Origin of the sequence: Streptomyces coffeae, assembly GCF_016741875.1 — a bacterium.
Taxonomy (GTDB): domain Bacteria; phylum Actinomycetota; class Actinomycetes; order Streptomycetales; family Streptomycetaceae; genus Streptomyces; species Streptomyces coffeae.
This window is the reverse complement of record NZ_JAERRF010000013.1, coordinates 100,878-123,815: the sequence shown is the minus strand read 5'-3', so window position 1 is coordinate 123,815 and position 22,938 is coordinate 100,878. Positions and strand designations below refer to the sequence as shown.

Here is a 22,938-nt window from a genome sequence, read left to right as displayed (position 1 = left end):
GTGACCGCATGCAGCAAACGATCAACGACCTGACCGCGGAGCTGGACCGCGAGGACGGCACCGAGGAATCCCGCCGGGCGGCGGTCGAGCGGCTGGCCGCGCTGGGCGACGAGGCCGTACCGGCCCTGGTGGCGGCCGCGGACAGGGCACGGCCGTGGGCGCCGCAGGAGATATCCGCCGCCCTGCTGCGGATCGGCCCGGCCGCCTTCGACGCGGTGGTCGCCCAGCAGGCGGCCGAACAGGCCGAGCGCCGCCGACCAGTCTTCCCCGGGCTGCTCCGCTCCTTCGACGAGCGCTGCGTCGACCGCTATGTGACGGCGCTCGGCCATGAGTCCCTGCACATCCGGCTGGAGGCGCTGCGCGGACTGGCCGGGCTGGGCGCCGCGGCCGCGCCCGCCACCCCCGTCCTGCTGTCGCTGTTGGACTCCCCCGACCTCGATACCCGCACCGAGGCCGAACAGATCCTGGGCACCCTCGGCCCGGCCGCCGTTCCGGCCCTGCGGGCGATCCGCCGCGAGGGCGCCACCCGGCGGCTGCGCCGCCAGTCGCTGTCGGCGCTGGTGATGACCGGTGGCCACGAGGGGCCGGAGCCGCGCGACCGCGCCGCGCTGGAGCGGCTGGTGCGGATGCGGCTCGCCGACGAGCGGCCGGACTGGATGCCGGCCCACTGGTGGCTGGCGGTACCCGGCGACACCTACGAGCGCGCCTTCGAGGTGCTGGGGCTGCACGACCGGATCCCGGCGACGCAGGAGATGGGGCGGTCCTCCCAGGAAGCCGACTCCAAGGTGGTCCAGGGGCCCGACGGAGAGTCGACCTATGTCTGCCGGGTCTTCATCACCCCCGAGTACGACGGCTGGCGGCTGATCTACGCCAACTCCCTGCTGGGCGACATCTCCTGGCAGCCGTATCACACGGCCGAGCTGCTGAGCTCGGCCTGCGGCCGGGCCCAGGTCTTCTACGAGGACGGGTGCGCGGGCGCGAGGATCTGGGCTCACGCCGAGGACGGTTTGGTGGAGCGCGGCTACTGGAGCCATGAGGACCCCGAGTGGACGGGTGAACCGCTGCCGTGGGAAAGGGTCGTCACGGTCGACGACTACGACGGGGACCAGGAGGCGTTCGAGGACGACTACCCCGACCCCAACACCTCCGAGGAGACGGACCCGGGCGCCGCTGCCGCCGCGCTCTCCATCCATCCGGGCGCGATCTCCTCCGCCGCCACACGCGGTCATGGCTGGATCGCCCTCACCGTGCCGGGCGCCGGCCACGGCGGCTTCCCCGGGATGATGCGGATCTGAGCCCGGGGCTGCGGAGCCCGGGGGCTCAGCCAGGGTGCGCGGCTCGCCCTACGCGCGCGGGTAGCGGGCGAGCCAGGCGGCGGCGGAGCCGCCCGGGCCGTGGAGGGCGGGTCCCTGGGTCATCTCCATCGCGAAGTCGTCGGCCAGCTCCAGGATGGTGCCGCGCCCCTCCACCTCGGCCAGCCAGGCGGGCGGCAGCGCCGTCTCACCGTGCAGGACGCCCAGGAGGTTGCCGCAGATGGCGCCCGTGGAGTCGCTGTCCCCGCCGTGATTGACCGCGAGCAGCAGTCCATGGCGTACGTCCTCGGCCACCAGCGCGCAGTACAGCCCCATCGCCAGGGCCTCCTCGGCGGTCCAGCCCTCGCCCAGGGACGCGACGCGCTCGGCGGTCGGCAAGCCCTGGCGTACGGCGCCGAGCGCCTGCCGGAGCGCCTGGGTGGTCTCCTCGTGGCCGGGGCGGGTGGCCAGCTGGGCCAGGGACCGCTGGACCGCGCCGTCGAGCCCCTCGCCGCGGGCCAGACCGTGCACGATCAGGGCGAAGGCCCCGGCCGCGAGATAGCCGGTGGGGTGGCCGTGGGTCTGGGCGGCGCATTCGATGGCGAGTTGGAAGACCAGTTGGGGTTCCCAGCCGACCAGCAGCCCGAAGGGCGCGGAGCGCATCACCGCGCCGCAGCCCTTGGAGTCGGGGTTCTTGGGTGCGTCGAGGGTGCCCATGGTCTCGTCGGCGAGCCCGTTCAGACAGGCCCGGCCGGGGGCGCGGCGCGCGTACAGCCACTCCTCGCGCGCCAGCCAGCCCGCGTCCTCACGGCGCTCGTCGGGGCCCCAGTCGCGCTGAGTGGCGTACCAGCGGCGGTGTGCGGCGTGGATGTCGGTGGGCGGATGCCAGGCACCGGTGTCCCGGCGCACCTGTGCGCGTATCAGCCCGTCGACGGTGAACAGGCTCATCTGGGTGTCGTCGGTGACCCGGCCGCGCCCCCCGTAGGCGGGCAGGAAGTCGGTGACGCCCTCCGGGCCGTGTTCCGCCCGGATGTCGTCCAGGGAGGAGAACTCGACGGCCGCCCCCAGCGCGTCCCCGATGGCGCCCCCGAGCAGACAGCCGCGTACCCGACTGCGGAAATCCTGCTGCTCGGCACGGCCCCATACGCCGGTCGCTGCGCTGGCGGTTGCGGTCACGACCTTTCTCCTTTTCTTTCCTCATGGAGTGTCTTGTGGTGTGTCTCGCGGTATGTCTCGTGGCGTGTACGGCCCCGGACTGCCTCGCACTGTAATGGACACGGAATGATCGCCTTGAGCCACCGTCCGCGGTGAAACCGAATGTGAAGGCGTCATCACGCGGAAACCGGCGGACCTGCTCATTCTGAACTGTGATCGGCATCGGCAATTCCTCCGCCATATCCGCGCGATTTTCTCACCGTTGCCCCCACCGTGGCCGATGTGTTCGGAATGCGGTACGGCGTTTGTGCGAATAGCGCCGCACTTCCGCGATCTTCCAGCCGTTCCGGGGCACGCCCGGTTCCGTCGGGAATGTTCGCGGAGGATCAGTGTCCAGGACCGGCCGCGCGGACGACAGAGGGCCCTCAGGGGCGCGGGAGGTATCGTCCCCGGCATGGCTGACGGGGTACTGCGATGCGGAGTGTGCGGGTCGGGCCGGTTGAGCCCGATCGCCGAGCTCAGGTCCGATGACGGCCGGCACGGCAGACTCCGGCTGCGCTTCCCCGCCGGGGCGGCCTGCGCCCCCGTCCCACCTTCCACGCCGAGTACGCCCGCGCCTGCCGGGACTGCGGCGCGGTGATCCCCTTCCTCGGCGAGGAGGACCGCCGTGAACTGGCCGAGGACGAGCTGACGGGGTACGACCCCCGCTGACCGGCCGGGCGGCTGACAGCGGCAGGACCTCAGTCCCCCAGCACCGGCAGCAGCTCCGGCAGATGGCCGTCCGAGGCCAAGGCGGCGGCCTGGCGTTCGTCGGAGACCGGGCCGTAGGACGTGGTGCGCGGGCGGGCGGGGCGGCCGGCCAGGTCGGCGATGGCGATCAGGTCCTGGATGGAACGGTAGGAGCCGTAGGAGGAGCCCGCCATCCGGGAGATGGTCTCCTCCATGAGGGTGCCGCCCAGGTCATTGGCGCCGGAGCGAAGCATCTCGGCGGCACCGTCGGTGCCGAGTTTGACCCAGCTTGTCTGGATGTTGGGGATATGGGGGTGCAGCAGGATCCGGGCCATGGCGGTGACCGCGCGGTTGTCGCGGGTGGTGGGGCCGGGGCGGGCGATGCCCGCGAGATAGACCGGGGCGTTGGTGTGGATGAACGGCAGGGTGACGAACTCGGTGAAACCGCCCGTCTCCTGCTGGATGGAGGCGAGCAGCCGGAGGTGGCCCAGCCAGTGGCGCGGCTGGTCCACATGGCCGTACATCATCGTCGAGGACGAGCGGATGCCCAGTTCGTGGGCGGTCTTGATGACCTCGACCCAGGTGGCGGTCGGCAGCTTGCCCTTGGTGAGGACCCAGCGCACCTCGTCGTCCAGGATCTCGGCGGCGGTGCCGGGGATGGAGTCGAGCCCGGCCTCCTTCGCGGCGGTCAGCCACTCACGGATGGACAGTCCGGTGCGGGTCGCGCCGTTGACGACCTCCATCGGGGAGAAGGCGTGCACATGCATCCCGGGCACGCGTTCCTTCACCGCGCGGGCGATGTCGAAGTAGGCGGTACCGGGCAGGTCCGGGTGGATACCGCCCTGCATGCAGACCTCCACCGCGCCCACGTCCCACGCCTGTTGGGCGCGGTCGGCGACCTGGGTCAGGGAGAGGGTGTAGGCGTCGGCGTCCGTGCGGCGCTGAGCGAAGGCGCAGAAGCGGCAGCCGGTGTAGCAGACGTTGGTGAAGTTGATGTTCCGGGTGACGATGTAGGTGACGTCGTCACCGACGGTCGCCCGGCGCAGATCGTCCGCGATCCGGCAGAGCGCGTCCAGCGCCGGTCCGTCGGCGTGCAGCAGGGCCAGCGCCTCGGGGTCGGTCAGCCGGGTCGGGTCGTCGGCGGCCCGCGCGAGAGCGGACTTGAGGTCGGCGTCGATCCGGGAGGGGACCATGCCCGGGGCCGCCGCCTCGCGCAGTGCCTCCCAGTCGCCGTACACCTCGTCGAAGTCCTCACGGCGGTCGCCGGTGCGGCCCTCGGTGTCGATGGAGTGGTGCAGATCGGTGCGGCCGGAGGAGGTGAACGCCTCCTCGGGCTCCTGCCAGGGCAGCCCGGCCGGGAGGACGTCCTCGCGGGCCAGCCCGGTGTCCGGGTCGGCGAGTGCCCGGACATGGGGCAGCAGCCGCGGGTCCAGCCAGGGTTCACCGCGCTGGATGTACTCGGGGTAGACGGCGAGCCGCTCGCGCAGCGCGAAGCCCGCGGCGGCGGAGCGCTCGGCCAGCTCGTCCAGCTGGGGCCAGGGGCGCTCCGGGTTGACGTGGTCCGGGGTGAGCGGGGAGACGCCGCCCCAGTCGTCGATCCCGGCGCCGATGAGCTGTTCATACTCCGCGTCGACCAGGTTGGGCGGCGCCTGGATGCAGGCGGAGGGGCCCAGGATGTGACGGGCGACCGCGACCGTGGCCACCAGATCGGCCAGTTCGGCGTCGGGCATCCCGCGCATCGCGGTGTCCGGTTTGGCGCGGAAGTTCTGGATGATGACTTCCTGGATGCCGTGGTACGCGCGGGAGACCCGGCGCAGCGCGAACAGCGACTCCGCGCGCTCCTCAGGGGTCTCGCCGATACCGATCAGCAGTCCGCTGGTGAAGGGAACGGAGCTGCGCCCGGCATCCTCCAGGACCCGCACCCGCACGGCGGGCTCCTTGTCGGGCGAGCCGTAGTGCGGGCCCCCCGGCTCGCTCCACAGCCGCTCGGCGGTGGTCTCCAGCATCATCCCCATGGAGGGCGCGACCGGCTTGAGCCGCTGGAAGTCGGTCCAGGTCATCGCGCCGGGGTTGAGGTGGGGCAGCAGCCCGGTCTCCTCCAGGATGCGGATGGCCATGGCCCGTACGTACGCGATGGTGTCGTCGTAGCCCTCGGCCTCCAGCCACTCGCGCGCCTCGGGCCAGCGGTCCTCGGGGCGGTCGCCGAGGGTGATCAGCGCTTCCTTGCAGCCGAGTTCGGCGCCGCGGCGGGCGATGGTGAGCACCTCGTCGGGCGACATGAACATCCCGTGGCCCGCGCGGCGCAGCTTGCCGGGAACCGTGGCGAAGGTGCAGTAGTGGCACTTGTCCCGGCACAGCCGGGTGAGCGGGATGAAGACGCTGCGCGAGTAGGTGATGATCCCGGGGCGGCCCGCGGCCTCCAGTCCGGCGTCACGGACCCGGGCGGCGGAGGCCGTGAGGTCCTTCAGATCGTCACCGCGCGCCTGGAGCAGCACCGCCGCCTCGGCGGTGTCCAGCGCCACGCCGTCACGGGCCCGTTTGAGCGCGCGGCGCATCGCGTTGGCGGTGGGGCCGTTCGGGGCGGGCGATGGGGTTCCCTGCGCGCTCGTGGTCATCCTCCGAGGATACGAGTGGTGCGGAACACCACCAGAGTGCCCGGGCCTGCGGTTTTGTGGATCTGATCACGGCGGTTCAGGCGGGCTTGCGGGAATACGGGACGGCGGGCGGGGCGGGGCATCGACCGCGCGGGTCACAGGTACTGCGCGTAATCGTCGAGGGTGCGCAGGATCTCGGCGCCGTCGGCCGCCCCGGACGTCCCGGGTTCGGCGGCCGGGAGCTGGACGACGACCTCCTCGATACCGAGGTCGGCGTAGTGGGCCAGCTTTCCGGGCGAGGGCAGCACCGCGTACGGCACCACCTCCAGCGCCGCGGGGTCCCGGCCCGCCTCCTCCCACACCCGGCGCAGTGCGGGGATCGCCTCCGTCAGACCGCGTCCCCCGGTGGGCATCCAGCCGTCCGCGTACGCGGCGATGTGGGCGAACAGCTTCGGCCCGGCCGCCCCGCCGATCAGGGTGCGGGGGCCGGTGAGCGGGTCGGCCGGGGAGCGCCGCCGAGCCGGTTTGGGGTGCGCGAGGCTGGCCCGCACCGATCCGAACCGGCCCTGGTAGGCGGTGGGCTCCGGGGTCCACAGGGCACGCATCAGCGCCATCCGGTCCTGGACGAGATCGCGGCGGTCGGACCAGGAGACGTTGTGGTCGGCCGCCTCCTCGACGTTCCAGCCGTAGCCGATGCCGAAGGTGAGGCGGCCGTCGGACAGATGGTCGAGGGAGGCCACACGCTTCGCGAGGCTGACGGGGTCGTGCTGGGCGACGAGGGTGATACCGGTGCCGACGCCGAGCTGTTCGGTGACCGCGGCGGCCTGCGCGAGCGCCACGAACGGGTCAAGGGTGCGGCCGTACTGACGCGGCAGCGGCTCGCCCATCGGGGCGGGGGTGTCGCGGCTGACGGGGATGTGGGTGTGCTCGGGCAGATAGAGCCCGGCGAAGCCGCGCTGCTCCAACTCCTGGGCGAGCCGGGCGGGGCGGACGGATTCATCGGTGAGGAAGACGGTGGTCGCGATGCGCATGGGGCTGCACCTCCGCGTGGGCCGGTGGGGCTGCGCGTATGTTCCCCCGCCGCCATGGAGTTATCCACAGGGCTTTCCGTGGGAGTCACCCACGCGTACAACGGTGTCACGCGGGTGTCGGACGGCACCCGCGTGACACGGCACAGCACTCTGCACTGCACGGCACTGCACGGCACGTTCGATGGCGGGCACATTCGACGGTGGGGGCGACGACGGTGGGGGCACGCATGCAGCGACGCGACGTACTGAGGCTCTCCGCGCTTGCGGGCGCGGCGGGGGCGCTCACGCTCGATCCCGTGACGTTCGCACAGGCCGATGAGCGGGACGACGGTGGCGGGGAGAAGACGCGAACCGTCTCCGGCCATCTGCCCACCGGCTCACCGGACTTCGTCTATCTGCCGGTCGAGGTGCCCGGCGGGGTCCGCGAGATCGCCGTGTACTACAGCTACGACAAGCCGACGGTCCCGGCCGGGACCCAGGGAAACGCCTGTGACATCGGCATCTTCGACGAGCGCGGCACCGATCTGGGCGGGCGCGGCTTCCGCGGCTGGTCGGGCGGGGCGCGTACGGAGTTCGCGATCAGCGCCGAGAAGGCGACACCGGCGTATCTGGCCGGGCCGGTGCGGGCGGGCACCTGGCATGTGGTGCTGGGGCCGTACACGGTCGCGCCGCAGGGCCTGAACTACAAGGTCACCGTCACCCTGCGGTTCGGCGAGCCGGGTGAGACCCCCAAGCCGGTCTATCCGCCCCAGCGGGCCAAGGGGCGCGGCCGGGCCTGGTACCGGGGCGACTGCCATCTGCACACGGTGCACTCCGACGGCAAGCGCACCCCCGCCGAGGTGGCCGCCGCGGCCCGCGCCGCCGGGCTCGACTTCATCACCACCACCGAGCACAACACCACGTCCGGGCACGGCGCGTGGGACGGGCTGTGGGGCGATGACCTACTGATCCTCACCGGTGAGGAGGTCACCACCCGCAATGGCCATGTGGTGGCCCTCGGAACCGATCCCGGTGTCTTCATCGACTGGCGCTACCGCGCGCGGGACAACGCCTTCGGGCGCTACGCCCGCAAGATCCGCCAGGCGGGCGGTCTCGTCGTCCCCGCGCATCCGCACGGCACCTGTGTCGGCTGCAACTGGAAGTTCGGCTTCAACGACGCGGACGCGGTCGAGGTGTGGAACGCGGACTTCACCCCGGACGACGAGGTCTCGATCGCCGAGTGGGACAACACCCTGGTGGCCGCGGCCCGGGGCGACGGCCGCTGGCTCCCGGCGATGGGCAACAGCGACGCCCACCGCGAGCCGCAGGTCGTCGGACTCCCGCAGACGGTCGTGCTCGCCGAGGAGCTGTCCCGCACCGCGATCCAGGAGGGCATCCGCAAGGGCCGCAGCTGGATCGCCGAGTCCTCCGCGATCGATCTGGCCTTCGAGGCGGTCGGCGGTCGCGGTCGGCACGCCGGCATCGGCGAGCGGCTGGCGGTGGACCGCGCGGAGGAGGTCACGGTCCGGCTGAAGGTCTCGGGCGCCGGGCCGGACTGCTCGGTGCGGTTCATCACCGACCAGGGCCAGCTGTACGGGACGGCGCTGCCGGGTTCCGGGGCGGGCACGGCGGAGTGGCGCACCACACCCTCGTACGCCGCCTATGTACGCGCCGAGGTGCGCCACGCCCCGACCGACGGCGGAGCGTCCGGTATACCCGGGCGGATGGCGGCCATGACCAACCCCATCTGGCTCGGCGAGCGCGGCCACTGACGAGAGTCGTCCGCTCAACGCGGGGCAGCCGGGCCTTGCCTGCCGCCCCGCGTCACGGGTCCGGAGAGTGCGGGCACGACTTACGGTGTCAACGTGTCCCCGGGCGTCGGGGTCTCGCGCTGAACCCAGGTGCCGCAGGACGTGATCACCGCCCCCGTGCGGTCGCAGGTAATGCCGTGCACGGTCCCCGACGTGGTGATCACGTCGATGAAAATGTCACTGCCGGGGCCACCCGGGCCGACGTCAATGGAGACACCGCAGGCGCCCACGGGTACATCGCCCCCCTCGTCGGTGAGGTCGTCCCAGTCGATGTCCCCGCCGGGACCGGACTCGTCCCCGACGTAGGGGATTCCGAAACTGACGGCTGCGTAGAAGCCCCCACCGCCGGCGGCTTCCTGACGAACGGTGTCGATGTCGAAGCACCCGTTGGCCCCCGGCCGCGGCGGCTTCGGCTTGGGTTTGCCGGCGTCAGCGACAGGGTCGGGGTCATCCAAGGAGAAGGCACGGTCAGCGGACACGACGGTCGAAGCCGACTGCGCTTTCGCTCCTGGGCTTTGCGCCTCGGCGGGTAGGGCACCCAGTACACCTACCAGCGAGACGGCGGTCAGTGAGGTGAGGCCGCCGAGCGCCAGCCGTCTGGACCGCCATGAACACCGCACCCGCGGCGATGCGGCCCTGCTTTGAGGACGCATTCCATACTCCTTTGGGAATCGAACCGGGCAATCTCCCGGAAAGGTGCCCTCATCTTGTGCTGTTTTCCACGCAAATCCTGGTATTTATCTGATGAATCATTCGATGAGCCTAATGCGGAGAGCTGCGCGCGCAGGTCGGAACGGAACGGTCGCACGCAGGACGCCGCCGGGACGGTCACGTCTCCGATGCCGAACATCGGCTGGGCGTGCGGTGGGGCGGGGAGGGGACTCCAGCCCGAGCGGCGGGGCGGATTCGCCCGCCCAGCCCAACCGCACCCGGGCCAGGTCCCGCAGTCCGTCCCCGCGGGGCGGCGAGCCGGCGGGTGAGGCGGAAGAGGGCGGTCTTGCCGGCGCCGTAGGCGCCGACGCCGGAGCCGACGCCATGGGTGCCCCCGGTTGGGTGCCCCGGTGCAGATACTGACGATCGCGCCCCGTGGTCGCGCATCCAGGCGCGCCAGGCCGCCTGGGTCAGCCGGAGCGGGGCTCCACGGTGACCGTGAAGGCCCGTGCGCCGGGCGAGCGGGGCGGCGTCGATCAACGGCCGAGCGGGGCGCTGATCGCGGCGTTGCTGCCGACGATGTCGAGGCGGCCGAATTCCGCGACCGTACCTGCCACGCCCTCTTCCAGGTGCGCCGGACCCGCCACGTCGCCCGGGCAGGCGATGGCGTGCGGGCCCAGGCGGCGTAGGGCGGAGGTCAGTTCGGCCGCGCCCCGCGCCATGACGCACCCCGCCGTGCCGACGGTCGCCGGCGCCTGCGCCTGCGTCTGCGCCACGGACGGGCCGATGCCGTGGGATGCGCCCGCGACCAGGGCGACGCGTCGCAGCGGCTCAGGCCCTCGTGCTCACCGTCTCGGTGTCGCGGCCGGAGCGCAGGACCTTCCCCGGCACGGCGCCGGTGATCTCGTCGTCCCGGAGGGTCTCCACCCCGCCCACCCGGACGCTCACCACGCCCACCGCCCGCGAGTCCAGCCGCGGGCTGTCGCCGGGCAGGTCATGGACCAGGGTGGCCTGGCCCGCGTCGATCCGCTCCGGATCGAGGAGCACCAGGTCGGCGTGGTAACCCTCGGCGATCCGGCCGCGGTCCCGCAGTCCGAACAGCCGCGCCGGGTCGTCGGTCAGCATCCGTACCGCCCGCTCCAGACCGACCAGCTTCCGGCCGCGCAGACAGTCGCCGAGGAAGCGGGTGGTGTACGGGGCGCCGCACATCCGGTCCAGATGCGCCCCGGCGTCCGAGCCGCCGAGCATGACGTCCTCGTGCTCCCAGGTCTGCCGCCGCAGCTCCCAGCTGGCCGGGTCGTTGTCGCTCGGCATCGGCCACAGCACGGTGCGCAGTCCGTCGGCGGCGCAGATCTCCACCAGAGCGCCGAAGGCGTCCTGTCCGCGCTCGGCGGCGATGTCGCGGACGACCCGTCCGGTGAGCCCGGCGTTGGCCTCGCTGTAGGTGTCGCCGATGACATAGCGCTCGAAGTCGGCCAGCCGCTTGAAGACCCCGGCCTCGGGGCTCCGGGCGCGGCGCAGCATCTCCTCCCGTACGGCGGGGTCGCGGAGCTTCGCGATCCGCTCGGCGACCGGCAGCCCGAGGAGGTCGCCCCAGCCGGGGATGAGGTTGAGCGCGCAGAAGGTGCCGAGGGACATGTTCATGGGGGTGAGGATCGGCATGGTGAGCGCGACGATCCGGCCGCCCGCCTTGCGGGCGCGTTCACTGGCCGTCAGCTGGCGCGGCACCCGCTCCGGAACGGCCGCGTCGATGGTCAGGACGTTCCAGTTGAGCGGGCGTCCGGCGGCGGCGCTCATCTCCACCAGCAGATCGATCTCCTCGTCCGCGAACCGGTCCAGACAGCCCGCGACGATCGCCTCGATCTGTGTCCCCTCGTGGTCGGCGACGGCCCGGGAGAGCGCGATCAGCTCCTCGGGCCGGGCGTGCCGGGAGGCGACCGGCTCGCCGTCTCCGTCCGCGTGGGTGGAGGACTGGGTGGTGGACAGACCCCACGCCCCCGCGTCCATCGCCTCGTGGAACAGCCGCAGCATCGCCTCCAGCTGGGCCGCGGTGGGTTGGCCGCCGATCGCGTCGGCGCCCATCACATGGCGGCGCAGGGCGCAGTGCCCCACCATGAAGCCCGCGTTGACGGCAGTACGACCCTCCAGCGCGTCGAGGTACTCACCGAAGCCGTGCCAGTCCCAGGGCGCGCCCTGCTCCAGCGCGACCAGTGACATCCCCTCGACCCGGCTCATCATCCGTCGGGTGTAGTCGGCGTCGCCGGGGCGCTCGGGGTTGAGCGGCGCCAGGGTGAAGCCGCAGTTGCCGCCGACCACGGTGGTCACCCCGTGGTTCATGGACGGGGTGGCGTAGGGGTCCCAGAAGAGCTGGGCATCGTAGTGGGTGTGCGGGTCGACGAACCCGGGCGTGAGCACCAGCCCGGTCGCGTCCTCGGTGGACCGGGCGGGCTCCGTGACGGACCCGGGCTCGCCGACGGCGACGATCCTCCCGTCACGGAGGCCGACATCGGCGGTGCGGGACGGCGCGCCCGTGCCGTCCGCCACGGTGGCGCCCTTGATCAGATGGTCGAGCACGGCTGGAGATCCCTTCGTCTCGGCGGCAGGACGGCGAGGCCGGGCAGAACAGGGCCTAGGGCCTAACGGGCCGCCGTCCGGCGGAAGCGCGTGGTGCGGTGGACGGGATCGGTGTCGATCTTGGGGATCACATGCTCACCGATGAGCTTGATGGTGTTCATGGTGTCCTCGTAGCCGATGCCGATCGGCAGTCCGAACGAGAGCTGGTCGGCCCCGGCCTGCTCCCACCGCTTGCACTGCCGGAACACCTCGTCCGGGTCGCCGCAGATCATCAGCTCCTCGGCGATGAGGAGTTCGATGATCTCCTCGGTGTAGTCCGGTAGCAGTTCCGGCCACTCCGGGATGCCGTCGGGCCGGGGGAAGGTGTCGTGGTAGCGGAACAGCAGCGACTGGAGGTAGTTGAGTCCGCCGCCGACCGCGATCTCGACGGCCTTGGCGTGGGTCTCCGCGCAGATCGCGGTGGAGGTCACCATCACGTTGTCGTTGACGAAGCCGCCGACCGGCTCGGCCCGTTCGACCGCGGTCTTGTACGAGTCGAGCACCCACTCCATGTCGGAGACCTTCTGGATGGAGAAGCCGAGCACACCGAGCCCCTTCTCGCCCGCCATCGCGTACGAGGGGGGCGATCCGGCCGCGTACCACATGGCCGGGTGCCCGGGTCCGTACGGCTTGGGCAGCACCTTGCGCGGCGGCAGCGACCAGTGCCTGCCGTCGAAGCCCGGGTACTCGTCCTGGAGCCACATCCTGGCGAACTCGCCGATGGTCTCTTCCCAGATCTCCTTGGTGTGGTTCATATCGGTCACACCCGGAATGAACCCCAGGATCTCGTGGCTGCCCGCGCCGCGCCCGGATCCGAACTCGAACCGTCCGCCGGAGAGATGGTCGAGCATGGCGACCTTCTCGGCCACCTTGACCGGGTGGTTGACCTGCGGCAGCGGGTTGAAGATTCCGGAGCCGAGGTGGATGCGTTCGGTGGCGTGGGCGAGATAGCCGAGGAAGACGTCATTGGCGGAGAGATGGGAGTACTCCTCCAGGAAGTGGTGCTCGGAGGCCCAGGCGTACTTGAAGCCGGACCGGTCGGCCTGGATGACGTACTCGGTCTCCTCGAGCAGCGCGTGGTGCTCGGCCTCCGGGTCGGCGCGGCGCCGTCGCTCCGGTACGTACCCCTGCACGAACAATCCGAATTCCATGGAGGTTCACCGCCTCTGGCATCGCCCGCCACATCGATCTGACGGATCGTCAGATTTTGATTGACTCTGGCACCGTGAGGGTGGAGCGTCAAGGGCAGCGTCTAGAAGACCGACACCCCGGCCAGCCAGCCGCCGTCCACCACGAACGGCTGGCCGGTGATGTACGAGGAGTCGTCCGAGGAGAGGAAGAGCGCCAGCCTCGCCACCTCCTCCGGGCGTCCGATCCGCCCCATCGGCACCAGCTTCCGGTACAGCTCGTCCACCGCCGCCGACGCCTCCGCCGGGTCCGCGTCCGGGTCGAGCTGGGCGGGGTTGGTCATCGCGGTGTCGATCGCGCCCGGACACATCGCGTTGACGCGGATCCCCTTATCCGCCAGTTCCATCGCCGCCACCCGGGTCATCCCCACGATGGCTGCCTTGGTGGCGGCGTACGAGGTGAGGAAGGCCATCCCGGTCAGGGCGACGTAGGAGGCGGTGTTCACGATCGTGCCGCCCCCCGCGGCTTCCAGCTCCGGGGCGACCGTCCGCATCCCGAGGAACGCCCCGACCTGGTTCACCCGCACCACGGTCAGATACTCCTCCAGCGGGGTGCCGGTCAGCTCGTTGAAGCGGAGGATTCCGGCGTTGTTGACCAGTCCGTCCACCGAGCCGAAGGCGTCCTTGGCGGCGGCGACGGCCGTCGTCCAGTCCTCCTCGCGGCCCACGTCCAGATGGACATAGCGGGCCCGCTCCTCGCCCAGCTCCTTGGCCAGCGCCTCGCCCTGCGCGTCCAGCACATCGCCGAGCACGACCCGCGCGCCCTCGGCGGCGAACAGCCGCGCCTCCCGCTCCCCCTGTCCGCGCGCCGCACCGGTGATGATGACAACCCGCCCGTCGAGCTTGCCCACTTCTGCCTCCTGGTCAGTCGTTGAGGTGCGGAACGACGTCGGCGGCGAACGCCGCCATCTGGTCGAGGAGTTCGGCGCGGCCACGGCTGCGGAACCGCACCTGGATCTGATCCACCCCCATGGCCGGAAACGCGCGCAGCGATGCGGCGAGCCGGTCCGGGGCCCCGGTCAGCGTCCGCCGCCCGACCTCCCAGCCGGGCTCGCCCACGTACAGCGGTTCGGTGATGGCCCCGATCTCCAGCGGTTCCGCACAGCTGGGGTCGTGGTCGGCGGCCTTCTCACGCAGCGCGCGCAGCCGGGCGATCTGGCCCGGCAGCAGCTCCCGGGGATCGCCCTGCGGCAGCCAGCCGTCGCCGCGGACCGCGGCCCGGCGCACCGCGGCGGGCGAGGAGCCGCCCACCCACACCGGGGGACGTGGCGTCTGGACCGGGCGCGGAGCCACCGCCAGATCGCTGAAGGTGAACCGCTCACCGTGGAACGACGGGAACTCCTCCGGCCCCAGCAGGGACTTGAGCGCGTCGATCGACTCGTCCAGCAGCGGCCCGCGGGCGGCGAAGTCCACCCCGAGCGCGTCGAACTCCTCGCGCACATGGCCGGCCCCGACCCCGAGGATCAGCCGACCGCCGGAGAGGTGGTCCAAGGTCGCGTACTGCTTGGCGTTGAGCAGCGGATGGCGCAGCGCGGCCACCGCGACATGACTGAGCAGCCGGACCCGCTCGGTGGCCGCGGCGAGAGCGCCGAGGGTGGCCACCGGGTCGTACCAGACGGTGCCCATCGCACCGGCCAGCCGCCGCGGGATCGCGACATGGTCGCAGACGGCGAGATAGGCGAAGCCGAGCCGGTCGGCGGCGCGGGCGAGGGCCAGCAGATCGGCCGGGCCCGCCGCCGCCTCCCATGGCTCGGCGTAGAGGGTGCTCTGCGACTGGATCGGCAGCTGCATTCCGTAACTGAGCCGCCCCGAGGGCAGGACGCGCATGGCGTGCCTCCTTGTCGGTGGACCGCCATCGTCGTATCTGACGGTCCATCAGACAAGCCCTCGCCAAGACCCCGCCCGCACCGGAACAGCGGGCGGGGCGGTACCGGAGCATGCCGCCCGCAGGGTGTTTCAGCCCCGCGGGCGCACCTCGATGCCGATCCATTCGTATCTGCCGTACGCGTACCACTCGGGCCCGCAGAAGAGCGTCACCAGATAGGCGCCCCGCTCCCAGACCATCCCCCGCTCCGCGTCCAGCATTTCCGCCGGCTCCAGCCCCGACGGCTCGCCCAGCCGCCCGCGCACGCACGCCTCCACCCGCCGGTACTCGGCCTCCCAGTCGTCCTCCACGGCCTCCGGCAGCCAGGTACCGCCGCCCATGGAGTCCAGGTCCCAGTACTCCTCCGGCGGTACCGGCACATCGTCGTGGTCGACGACCCCGAACGCGCTGTAGGCGACGGGCAGCATCACCGAACAGTCCTTACGGCACTCCGGGTGGTCGCACACCACGGTGGGCGCGGCGTCCCGCTCATCGCAGCCGGGGTACTCGCCGAGCGAGATGTGCCAGCCCTTGTCGAAGTCCTCGGCCAGCGGCCATATGTCGACCCAGTGGACGACGGGCTCGCCGTCCTCGCCCTCCAGATGCCAGCCGTTGCGCACAAACAGGTCGTCATGGGCCTGGCGGCTCCACGGCAGCTCCGCGAACTCCAGGATCCGGTCGAGCCACGCGTCGTCGAGGGGCAGCACCATCATCGCCATACCCGGGACGCTACCGGCCGCCACCGACAACGCCCCGGGCCCGCCTTACCACCTCACCGCCTTACCGCTTCACCGCTCCATCGCCTCAGGCTCCCGGCCCCGGCCACAGCCCGTCGTCCGTCAGCCCCAGCAGCTCGATGGCATTGCCGCGGACGATCCGCTCGACGACATCCGGCGCCAGATGGCCCATCTGCGCCTCGCCGACCTCCCTGGACTTGGGCCAGGTGGAGTCGGAGTGCGGATAGTCCGTCTCGTACAGGACGTTGCCCACCCCGATCGCGTCCAGGTTCCGCAGCCCGAAGGCGTCGTCGAAGAAGCACCCGTACACATGCTCCGCGAACAGCTCCGACGGCGGCCGCAGCACCTTGTCGGCCACTCCGCCCCAGCCGCGGTTCTCCTCCCAGACCACATCGGCGCGCTCCAGGATGTAGGGGATCCAGCCGATCTGCCCCTCGGCGTACATGACCTTGAGGTTCGGGAAGCGCTCGAACTTCCCGCTCATCAGCCAGTCGACCATCGAGAAGCAGCAGTTGGCGAAGGTGATGGTGGAGCCGACCGCCGGAGGCGCGTCCGCGGAGGTCGAGGGCATCCGCGAGGACGAGCCGATGTGCATGGCGACGACCGTGCCGGTCTCGTCGCAGGCCGCGAAGAACGGATCCCAGTCGTCGGTGTGGACGGAGGGCAGCCCCAGGTTCGGGGGTATCTCCGAGAAGCAGACGGCCCGTACCCCGCGCGCCGCGTTCCGCCGCACCTCGGCGGCGGCCAACTCGGCGTCCCACAGCGGGATGATGATGAGCGGGATCAGCCGCCCCCGCGCCTCGGGGCCGCACCACTCCTCCACCATCCAGTCGTTGTACGCCCGCACCCCCAGCAGCCCCAGCTCACGGTCGCGGGCCTCGGTGAAGGTCTGCCCGCAGAACCGGGGGAAGGTCGGGAAGCAGAGCGCGGACTGCACATGGTTCACCTCCATGTCCGCGAGCCGCTCGGGCACCGAGTAGGAGCCCGGCCGCATCTGCTCGTAGGTGATGGCCTCCAGCCGGACTTCGTCCCTGGCGTATCCGACCGCGGTGTCCAGCCGGGTCAGCGGCCGCCGCAGCTCCTCGTACACCCACCAGTCCGCGAGCGGCCCGTCGTCGCCGGGTGCACCCATCTTCGGCGCGAACCGGCCACCGACGAAGGTCATTTCCTTCAGCGGCGCGCGGACGATCCGCGGGGCGGTGTCGCGGTACTTCGACGGGAGGCGGTCCTGCCAGACGTGAGGGGGTTCAACCGTGTGGTCGTCCACCGAGATGATCTTGGGGAAGCTCTCCATGGGTGTCACGGTAGCGCTGATCTGACAGGGCGTCAGCTCCCCTCGTCAGCCTATGAGTATCCACAGACACGTCGCGCGCTTTGCTGACGTACGAGCCATGCGCACGGCAGACTGGCTGTACAGCGGGAAGCATGTGCGGGGGGCAGCATGGAGGGCGACAAACGGCTTGGACAGCAAGGGGGAGGCGCAGCGCCCGGACCGGTCGGGCCCCGGCCCGGCCAGGAGGCGGATCTCGCGCTCACCGAGACCCGCATCGAACTGGAGTTGGAATGCGGGCGTCACGCCGAGGTCGTCTCGGAGCTCACCGCACTGACGACGACGCACCCACTGCGCGAGCGACTGCGTGAGCTGCTCATGCTGGCCCTGTACCGAGGCGGTCGCCGGGCCGAGGCACTGGCGGTCCACGCCGACACCCAGCAGCTGCTCGCCGACGAACTGGGCGCCCAGCCAGGCCCCGCTCTCACCGACCTCCGGCACCGCATCCTCCAGGACGACGCCGAACTCGCCGCCCGTACCGCCACCGTCGACGGAGTGGCTTTTGTCCGGCCGGCGCAACTGCCCGCCTCGGTAGCCGACTTCACCGGCCGTTCGGACGTCGTAGACGCGTTACACACCCGTCTCGTCTCGCCGCGACGCGACGCACCCCCTGTCCTGGCCGTCGCGGGCACCGGCGGCATCGGCAAGACCGCCCTGGCCGTCCATGTCGCGCACGCGGCACGCCGCCACTTCCCCGACGGCCAGCTCTACGCCGATCTATGCGGTGCGGGCCCCTCCCCCGCCGAACCCGAAGCGGTGCTGGGCGCCTTCCTGCGGGCCCTCGGCATGCCCGACTCCGCTGTGCCCGATGGACTCGAGGAGCGCGCCGCGCTGTATCGCTCCGCGCTGCGTGGACGCCGCGTTCTGGTCCTCCTCGACAACGCGCGCGACTCGGCGCAGGTCCGCATGCTGCTGCCCGAGGACGGAGAAAGCTGCGTGACGCTGATCACCAGCCGCACGCGCATGGCCGGCCTGGAGGGGTCGCATCTCGTCGACCTGGACGTGATGAGCCCGAGCGAGGCCTTCACCCTCTTCGCGCGCATCGCGGGAGAAGAGCGGGCCCTTATCGAGTACGAGGCAACCATGGACGTGGTGACGTCCTGTGGCTTCCTGCCGCTCGCGATACGCATCGCGGCGTCGCGCCTCGCCGCCCGCCGCACATGGACCGTCTCCACACTGGCTCGCAAGCTGGCCGACGAACGGCGGCGACTGGACGAACTGCGGGCCGGTGACCTGGCCGTGAAGGCGACCTTCGAGCTCGGCTACAAACAGCTGGAGCCGCGGCAGGCACGGGCGTTCCGGCTGCTGGGGCTGGTGGGGGGCCCGGACATCTCGCTCACGGCCGCCGCTGCCGCGCTCGACCTGGGGACCGACGAGACGGAAGGGCTTCTCTCCTCCCTCGTGGACATCTCGCTCCTGGAGTGCTGTGTGCCGGGGCGCTATCGCTTCCACGACCTCGCGCGGCTCTACGCGCGGGCGTGCGCGGAACGGGACGAACGACCGGTGTCGGAGCGTGAGGCCGCTCAGTCGAGACTCCTTGACTTCTATCTGGCAACGGCCGCACGTGTGTACGCCATCGAGCGGCCCGGAGACCGGACGGTCGATCACCTGGAGCCCACCGGCCACGCCGGGCTGACCTTCGAAACCTCGGCCGACGCCCTGGACTGGCTGTTCACCGAAGGCGAGTGCCTGATCAGTTGCGCACGCCGCTGCACCGGAGACGGCGTGCGCAAGCGTGCCGCGAACCTCCTGATGGCGGCGCTCGACCTCGCCGAGTCGGGGATCAAGTCGGGGCAGTACGAGAGCGCCGCAAAGGCGATCAGCGAAGCGGCACAGGCGGCCGGCGATGAACGGGCCGAGGGCCATGCCCGCTTAGCTCTCGGCCATCTCTACCACTCCACCGGCAGATTCGGCCGGGCGGAGGCGGAGATGCGTCGCGCACTGCAACTGGGGGCGATGGTCGGTGACGCCATCCTGTCCTGCCGGGTCCCGAACCAGCGCGGCATCATCGCTCTCTACCAAGGCCGTCACATCGAGGCGGAGGAGCACCTGAGGCAGGCACTGGCCGCCTTCCGCGCCGACGCCAACGGGCCCGGCGAGGCGAGCGCCCTGTCGAACCTCGCACGGGTCCACCTGAACACGGGGCGCACCCAGGCCGGGGTCGAACTCGCCGAGCAGGCCCTCGCCATCTACCGGCGGCTCGGTACGTCGCTCCGGCTCGCCAACGGGATGTACGTCCTCGGTATCGCGCTCCTTCGCACCGGAAGGCTGGAGGAATCGGTCGCCCAACTGACGGAGGCGCTCGATATTTTCGGAAAGAACCGCCAACCGCTGTGGGAAGGCATGACTCATATCCGGCTGGCCGAAACCTATCTCGCCGCGGGCCGTCCGGCCCTGGCGGCCGAACATGCCGAACGAGCACTCGCGCTGGGCGGCCTCGGCGGCGAATGGCGTCGCGGTTCCTTTCTCACCGTGCTGGGCAAGGCGCTGATCAGGGTGGGGCAACGGGGCCGGGCCCGCGAGTGCTGGCGAGAGGCCCGGTCCATCTACGAGCGGCTGGGGGCGCCGGAGCTGGAAGAGACCCTTGCGCTGCTCGCCGACGCCACCCCGGAAGCACGGACGGCCCCGGAGCATACTCTCGGCCATCGGAGCTCCCTTCACGAGACGTATCCATGGCTGAAAGCACTGAGCGGAACTGACGATCCGTCGGGTTCGTGACTTCGGACAAGTGTGGTGGGCCTTGTGGAGACACCAGGTCCCTACTGACGTAGGGGGTGTCGACAAGGCAAACTGACCCCTGCGACCAGGAAGCTCAGGCAGGGGGAGACCATGGCCGGCGACACAGAGCGGGTGCAGGGGCAGCAATTGCGCTTCACCGTGCTCGGACCGGTCCGAGCCTGGCGGGGTGAGACACAGCTCAGCATGGGCTCGCCACAGCAGCGCGCGCTGCTCGCCGCCCTGCTGCTGCGCGGCGGACGCACGGTGACCGCACCGGAGCTGGTCGACGGTCTGTGGGGGGAGGACCCGCCGGACGCCGCGGTGGCCGCGCTGCGGACCTACGCCTCGCGGCTCCGCAAGGCGTTCGGGCCGGACTCGGACGTACTGATCAGCGAATCGGGCGGCTACGCGATCCGCGCGGGCATGGACGCCCTGGATGCCGATGTCGCTGAGCAGTTGGTCGCGGAGTCGGAGAAGGCACAGCAGTCCGGAGACCGTGCCCTGGCTCATGAGCTGACCACAAAGGCGTTGGACCTGTGGGCCGGTGAACCGCTCGCCGGAGTTCCCGGTCCGTACGCGGAGGCACAGCGCATCCGGCTCGAGGAGCGCCATCTGGCGTTGATCGAGTCGCGCCTCGACCTGGATCTGGAGCTCGGCCACCACGCGGAGGCGGTATCCGAGCTCACCGCCCTGACCGCCGCCCATCCCCTGCGCGAGCATCTGCGCATGCTCCTGATGCTGGCCCTGTACCGCAGCGGTCGTCAGGCCGAGGCACTGGCCGTGTACGCCGACACCCGCGAACTGCTCGCCGAGGAGTTGGGCGTCGACCCGTGCGCCGAGCTCTCCGAGCTTCAACAACGCATCCTTCAGGCCGACGCGGAGCTGGCCAGCCCCGCCGCGGCAGCCAGCGGGCTCGGGCCGACCGGGCCCACCTTCGTGCGGCCCGCACAGCTCCCGGCGACAGTGCCGGACTTCACCGGCCGTGTCTCTTTTGTCAATGAACTGAGCGACCAGCTCTCCACAACTGGCCAGGATGTCATGGCCTTGTCAGCGGTGGCGGGCATCGGCGGCGTCGGCAAGACCACGCTCGCCGTCCATGTGGCACACGCCGCGCGCCATCACTTCCCCGACGGTCAGCTCTACGTCGATCTACAGGGCGCAGGCCCGGTCGTGGCCGAACCCCACGCGGTCCTGGGCGCGTTCCTCCGTTCTCTGGGAACCCCTGACTCCGCCATTCCCGACGGCGTCGAGGAGCGCGCCGCGCTGTACCGGTCGACACTGGACGGACGCCGTGTCCTGGCGCTGCTGGACAACGCCCGGGACGCGGCACAGGTGCGGCCCCTGCTGCCCGGCGCGGAAGGCTGCGCGGCCCTCATCACCAGCCGCAATCGCATGGTCGACCTGGAAGGCGCACATCTGGTCGACCTCGATGTGATGAGCCCGGAGGAGGCGCTGGCCCTCTTCACCCGGATAGTGGGCGACGAGCGGGTGGGCGCGGAGCGGAAGGCCGCCATGGACGTGGTGGCGGCGTGCGGCTTCCTTCCTCTGGCCATCCGCATCGCCGCCTCCAGGCTCGCCTCACGCCGGACGTGGACCGTCGCCGTACTCGCGCGCAAGCTCGCGGACGAGCGGCGGCGACTGGCGGAGCTGCGCGCCGGGGACCTCGCGGTCGAAGCCACCTTCGAGCTCGGCTACGGACAGCTGGAACCCGCCCAGGCCCAGGCGTTCCGTCTGCTGGGCCTCGCCGACGGCCCGGACATCTCCCTGGCCGCGGCGGCCATCGCCCTCGATATGGACACCTTCGCCGCCGAGGAACTGCTCGAATCGCTCGTCGACGCCTCACTGCTGGAATCCGCGGCCCCGGGTCGCTACCGGTACCACGATCTCGTGCGGCTCTACGCGCGTGACTGCGCGGAGCGCGATCAGCCCAAGGCCGACTGCGACGCGGCGCTGTCGCGCCTGCTCGACTTCTATCTCGCCACGGCGGGACGGGTCTACGCGATGGAACGTCCCGGAGACCGTCTGGTCGACCATCTGGCACCGACCGAGCAGCCGGGGCTGGACTTCCCGGACCAGGACGCGGCGCTCGACTGGCTCTTCACCGAGGCGGACTGTCTGCTGGCCTGTGCCCAGCAATCCGCCTCCGGGGCCACGCTGCGGCGTGCCGCGGATCTGCTCATGGCCTCGGTGGACCTCGCGGAGTCCGGCGCCAACTCCCGCCGGTACGAGATCGTCGCCTCGTCGATCAGCAGCGCCGCGCATGTGGCGGGGGACCTCCAGGCGGAGGGCCGCGCACGCACCTTCCTGACGCATGCGCTCAGCCTGGCCGGACGGTACGAGAAGGCCGACCAGCAGGCGCAGCGCGCCATGGACGTGGGCCTGGCCGGGCAGGATCCGGTGCCCCTCAGCCGTATCCCGAACCAGCGCGGCATCATTTACGCCCTGCACCTGAAGCGTCCCGACGAGGCGGAGACCTGCTTCCTGGCGGCCATCGACGCCTTCCGGAACGATCGCAATCGCCCCGGCGAAGCGAGCGCGCTGTGCAACCTGTCCCGCGTCCATCTCCGGCTGGACCGCACGGACAGCGCGGTGGAGCTCGCGCAGCAAGGGGTGTACATCTACCAGAGCCTGGGGCACGTCCTGCGCCTGGCCAATGGGAAGTACGCGCTCGGCATGGCTCTGACGCAGGCCGCCAAGGGGCTCGAGGCGCTTCAGGAGCTGACCGAGGCGCTCGCGCTGTTCCGTGAGAGCCGCCAGCCCCTGTGGGAAGGGATGACGCACCAGCGCCTGGCGGAAGTTCACCTGACGATGCACAGTCCCGCCCAGGCCGCCACCCATGCCGAACAGGCCCTCGCCCTGCGCGGAATCGGCGGTGAATGGCGTCGTGCCATCGTCCTGACGGTGCTCGGCAAGGCGCTCATGGAGCTTGGCCAGAGCGGTCGCGCCGAGGCCTGCTGGCGGGAAGCCCTCGGCATCCACGAGCAGTTGAGCGCGCCCGAGGCCGACGAGGTGCGCCGCCTGCTGGCGCCGGCCGCGGCCGCATAGCCGCGCGCGCTCCTGACCGTTCATCAATCGTTTATCGCCGCCCGGCACTCTTAATGCAGTCGATCCGTCCCCGCGGGGGGCAGGCGGGTCGGTTGTCAGGCCCCCACCGTATGGTGATGCGGCTCTGAGACGCTCGTCCGGCGACCCACGGGGGAGTCGCCGGGCGGGCGTCGCACATCCTGCCAACCACAGCTGTGAGGAA

15 protein-coding genes are annotated in these 22,938 nt (G+C 71.2%); 4 read left to right on the top strand and 11 right to left on the bottom strand.

The features are described 5' to 3' along the window. Positions 1-8: 8 nt before the first annotated feature. The gene (locus JK363_RS22740; RefSeq protein WP_201876848.1) at positions 9-1,295 is read left to right on the top strand and encodes a hypothetical protein; all 1,287 of its coding nucleotides are present in this window, start codon (positions 9-11) and stop codon (positions 1,293-1,295) included. Positions 1,296-1,343: 48 nt separating this feature from the next. Here JK363_RS22740 and JK363_RS22735 read toward each other — a convergent pair whose 3' ends face one another. The 3 genes from JK363_RS22735 to JK363_RS22725 form a co-directional block, all read right to left on the bottom strand. Further along, on the bottom strand, positions 1,344-2,468 hold the full coding sequence (locus JK363_RS22735; protein WP_201876847.1) for an ADP-ribosylglycohydrolase family protein: 1,125 nt from the start codon (positions 2,466-2,468) through the stop codon (positions 1,344-1,346). 719 nt (positions 2,469-3,187) lie between these two features. Next, positions 3,188-5,791, bottom strand: a complete 2,604-nt coding sequence (locus tag JK363_RS22730) for a bifunctional FO biosynthesis protein CofGH (protein WP_201876846.1) — start codon at positions 5,789-5,791, stop codon at positions 3,188-3,190. A gap of 134 nt (positions 5,792-5,925) precedes the next feature. Next, on the bottom strand, positions 5,926-6,801 hold the full coding sequence (locus JK363_RS22725) for a TIGR03619 family F420-dependent LLM class oxidoreductase (RefSeq protein ID WP_201876845.1): 876 nt from the start codon (positions 6,799-6,801) through the stop codon (positions 5,926-5,928). Between the two features lie 227 nt (positions 6,802-7,028). On the opposite strand from JK363_RS22725, the gene JK363_RS22720 reads away from it, so the two are divergent. Further along, positions 7,029-8,552, top strand: a complete 1,524-nt coding sequence (locus JK363_RS22720) for a CehA/McbA family metallohydrolase (protein ID WP_201876844.1) — start codon at positions 7,029-7,031, stop codon at positions 8,550-8,552. Positions 8,553-8,632: 80 nt separating this feature from the next. Here the strand turns inward: JK363_RS22720 and JK363_RS22715 are convergent, their stop codons facing one another. From JK363_RS22715 to JK363_RS22680, 8 genes are all read right to left on the bottom strand, one after another. Then, a complete protein-coding gene (locus tag JK363_RS22715; RefSeq protein WP_201876843.1) occupies positions 8,633-9,070 on the bottom strand; it encodes a hypothetical protein in 438 nt (145 codons plus the stop codon). 708 nt (positions 9,071-9,778) lie between these two features. Further along, on the bottom strand, positions 9,779-10,018 hold the full coding sequence (locus JK363_RS42635) for an SDR family oxidoreductase (protein ID WP_307821829.1): 240 nt from the start codon (positions 10,016-10,018) through the stop codon (positions 9,779-9,781). A gap of 55 nt (positions 10,019-10,073) precedes the next feature. Continuing rightward, positions 10,074-11,816, bottom strand: coding sequence for an N-acyl-D-amino-acid deacylase family protein (locus JK363_RS22705; RefSeq protein WP_201876842.1), 1,743 nt, complete (start codon positions 11,814-11,816; stop codon positions 10,074-10,076). Between the two features lie 62 nt (positions 11,817-11,878). Beyond that, positions 11,879-13,006 carry an LLM class flavin-dependent oxidoreductase gene (locus tag JK363_RS22700; protein ID WP_201876841.1) on the bottom strand — a complete coding sequence of 376 codons (1,128 nt, stop codon included), beginning with the start codon at positions 13,004-13,006 and terminating at the stop codon, positions 11,879-11,881. 101 nt (positions 13,007-13,107) lie between these two features. Then, the gene (locus JK363_RS22695; RefSeq protein ID WP_201876840.1) at positions 13,108-13,893 is read right to left on the bottom strand and encodes an SDR family NAD(P)-dependent oxidoreductase; all 786 of its coding nucleotides are present in this window, start codon (positions 13,891-13,893) and stop codon (positions 13,108-13,110) included. 13 nt (positions 13,894-13,906) lie between these two features. Continuing rightward, on the bottom strand, positions 13,907-14,869 hold the full coding sequence (locus JK363_RS22690; protein WP_201876839.1) for a TIGR03619 family F420-dependent LLM class oxidoreductase: 963 nt from the start codon (positions 14,867-14,869) through the stop codon (positions 13,907-13,909). A gap of 129 nt (positions 14,870-14,998) precedes the next feature. Next, a complete protein-coding gene (locus JK363_RS22685) occupies positions 14,999-15,625 on the bottom strand; it encodes a hypothetical protein (RefSeq protein ID WP_201876838.1) in 627 nt (208 codons plus the stop codon). Positions 15,626-15,710: 85 nt separating this feature from the next. Next, positions 15,711-16,937, bottom strand: a complete 1,227-nt coding sequence (locus JK363_RS22680) for an amidohydrolase family protein (protein WP_201876837.1) — start codon at positions 16,935-16,937, stop codon at positions 15,711-15,713. A gap of 147 nt (positions 16,938-17,084) precedes the next feature. Here JK363_RS22680 and JK363_RS22675 point away from each other — a divergent pair, with 147 nt between their 5' ends. After that, complete coding sequence (locus JK363_RS22675) at positions 17,085-19,691, top strand: ATP-binding protein (RefSeq protein WP_201876836.1); 2,607 nt, start codon at positions 17,085-17,087, stop codon at positions 19,689-19,691. Between the two features lie 111 nt (positions 19,692-19,802). Next, positions 19,803-22,736: an SARP-family global regulator AfsR gene (gene afsR / locus JK363_RS22670; protein WP_201876835.1), complete on the top strand. Its 2,934-nt coding sequence runs from the start codon at positions 19,803-19,805 to the stop codon at positions 22,734-22,736. The last annotated feature ends 202 nt before the right edge of the window (positions 22,737-22,938 follow it).

What these genes read in the sequence shown, in the direction of transcription:
- JK363_RS22740 (WP_201876848.1), top strand. Translation starts at nt 9, where the DNA reads ATGCAGCAAACGATCAACGACCTGACCGCGGAGCTGGACCGCGAGGAC.
- JK363_RS22730 (WP_201876846.1), bottom strand. Translation starts at nt 5,791, where the DNA reads ATGACCACGAGCGCGCAGGGAACCCCATCGCCCGCCCCGAACGGCCCC.
- JK363_RS22725 (WP_201876845.1), bottom strand. Translation starts at nt 6,801, where the DNA reads ATGCGCATCGCGACCACCGTCTTCCTCACCGATGAATCCGTCCGCCCC.
- JK363_RS22720 (WP_201876844.1), top strand. Translation starts at nt 7,029, where the DNA reads ATGCAGCGACGCGACGTACTGAGGCTCTCCGCGCTTGCGGGCGCGGCG.
- JK363_RS22700 (WP_201876841.1), bottom strand. Translation starts at nt 13,006, where the DNA reads ATGGAATTCGGATTGTTCGTGCAGGGGTACGTACCGGAGCGACGGCGC.
- JK363_RS22690 (WP_201876839.1), bottom strand. Translation starts at nt 14,869, where the DNA reads ATGCGCGTCCTGCCCTCGGGGCGGCTCAGTTACGGAATGCAGCTGCCG.
- JK363_RS22685 (WP_201876838.1), bottom strand. Translation starts at nt 15,625, where the DNA reads ATGGCGATGATGGTGCTGCCCCTCGACGACGCGTGGCTCGACCGGATC.
- JK363_RS22680 (WP_201876837.1), bottom strand. Translation starts at nt 16,937, where the DNA reads ATGGAGAGCTTCCCCAAGATCATCTCGGTGGACGACCACACGGTTGAA.
- JK363_RS22675 (WP_201876836.1), top strand. Translation starts at nt 17,085, where the DNA reads ATGGAGGGCGACAAACGGCTTGGACAGCAAGGGGGAGGCGCAGCGCCC.
- afsR (WP_201876835.1), top strand. Translation starts at nt 19,803, where the DNA reads ATGGCCGGCGACACAGAGCGGGTGCAGGGGCAGCAATTGCGCTTCACC.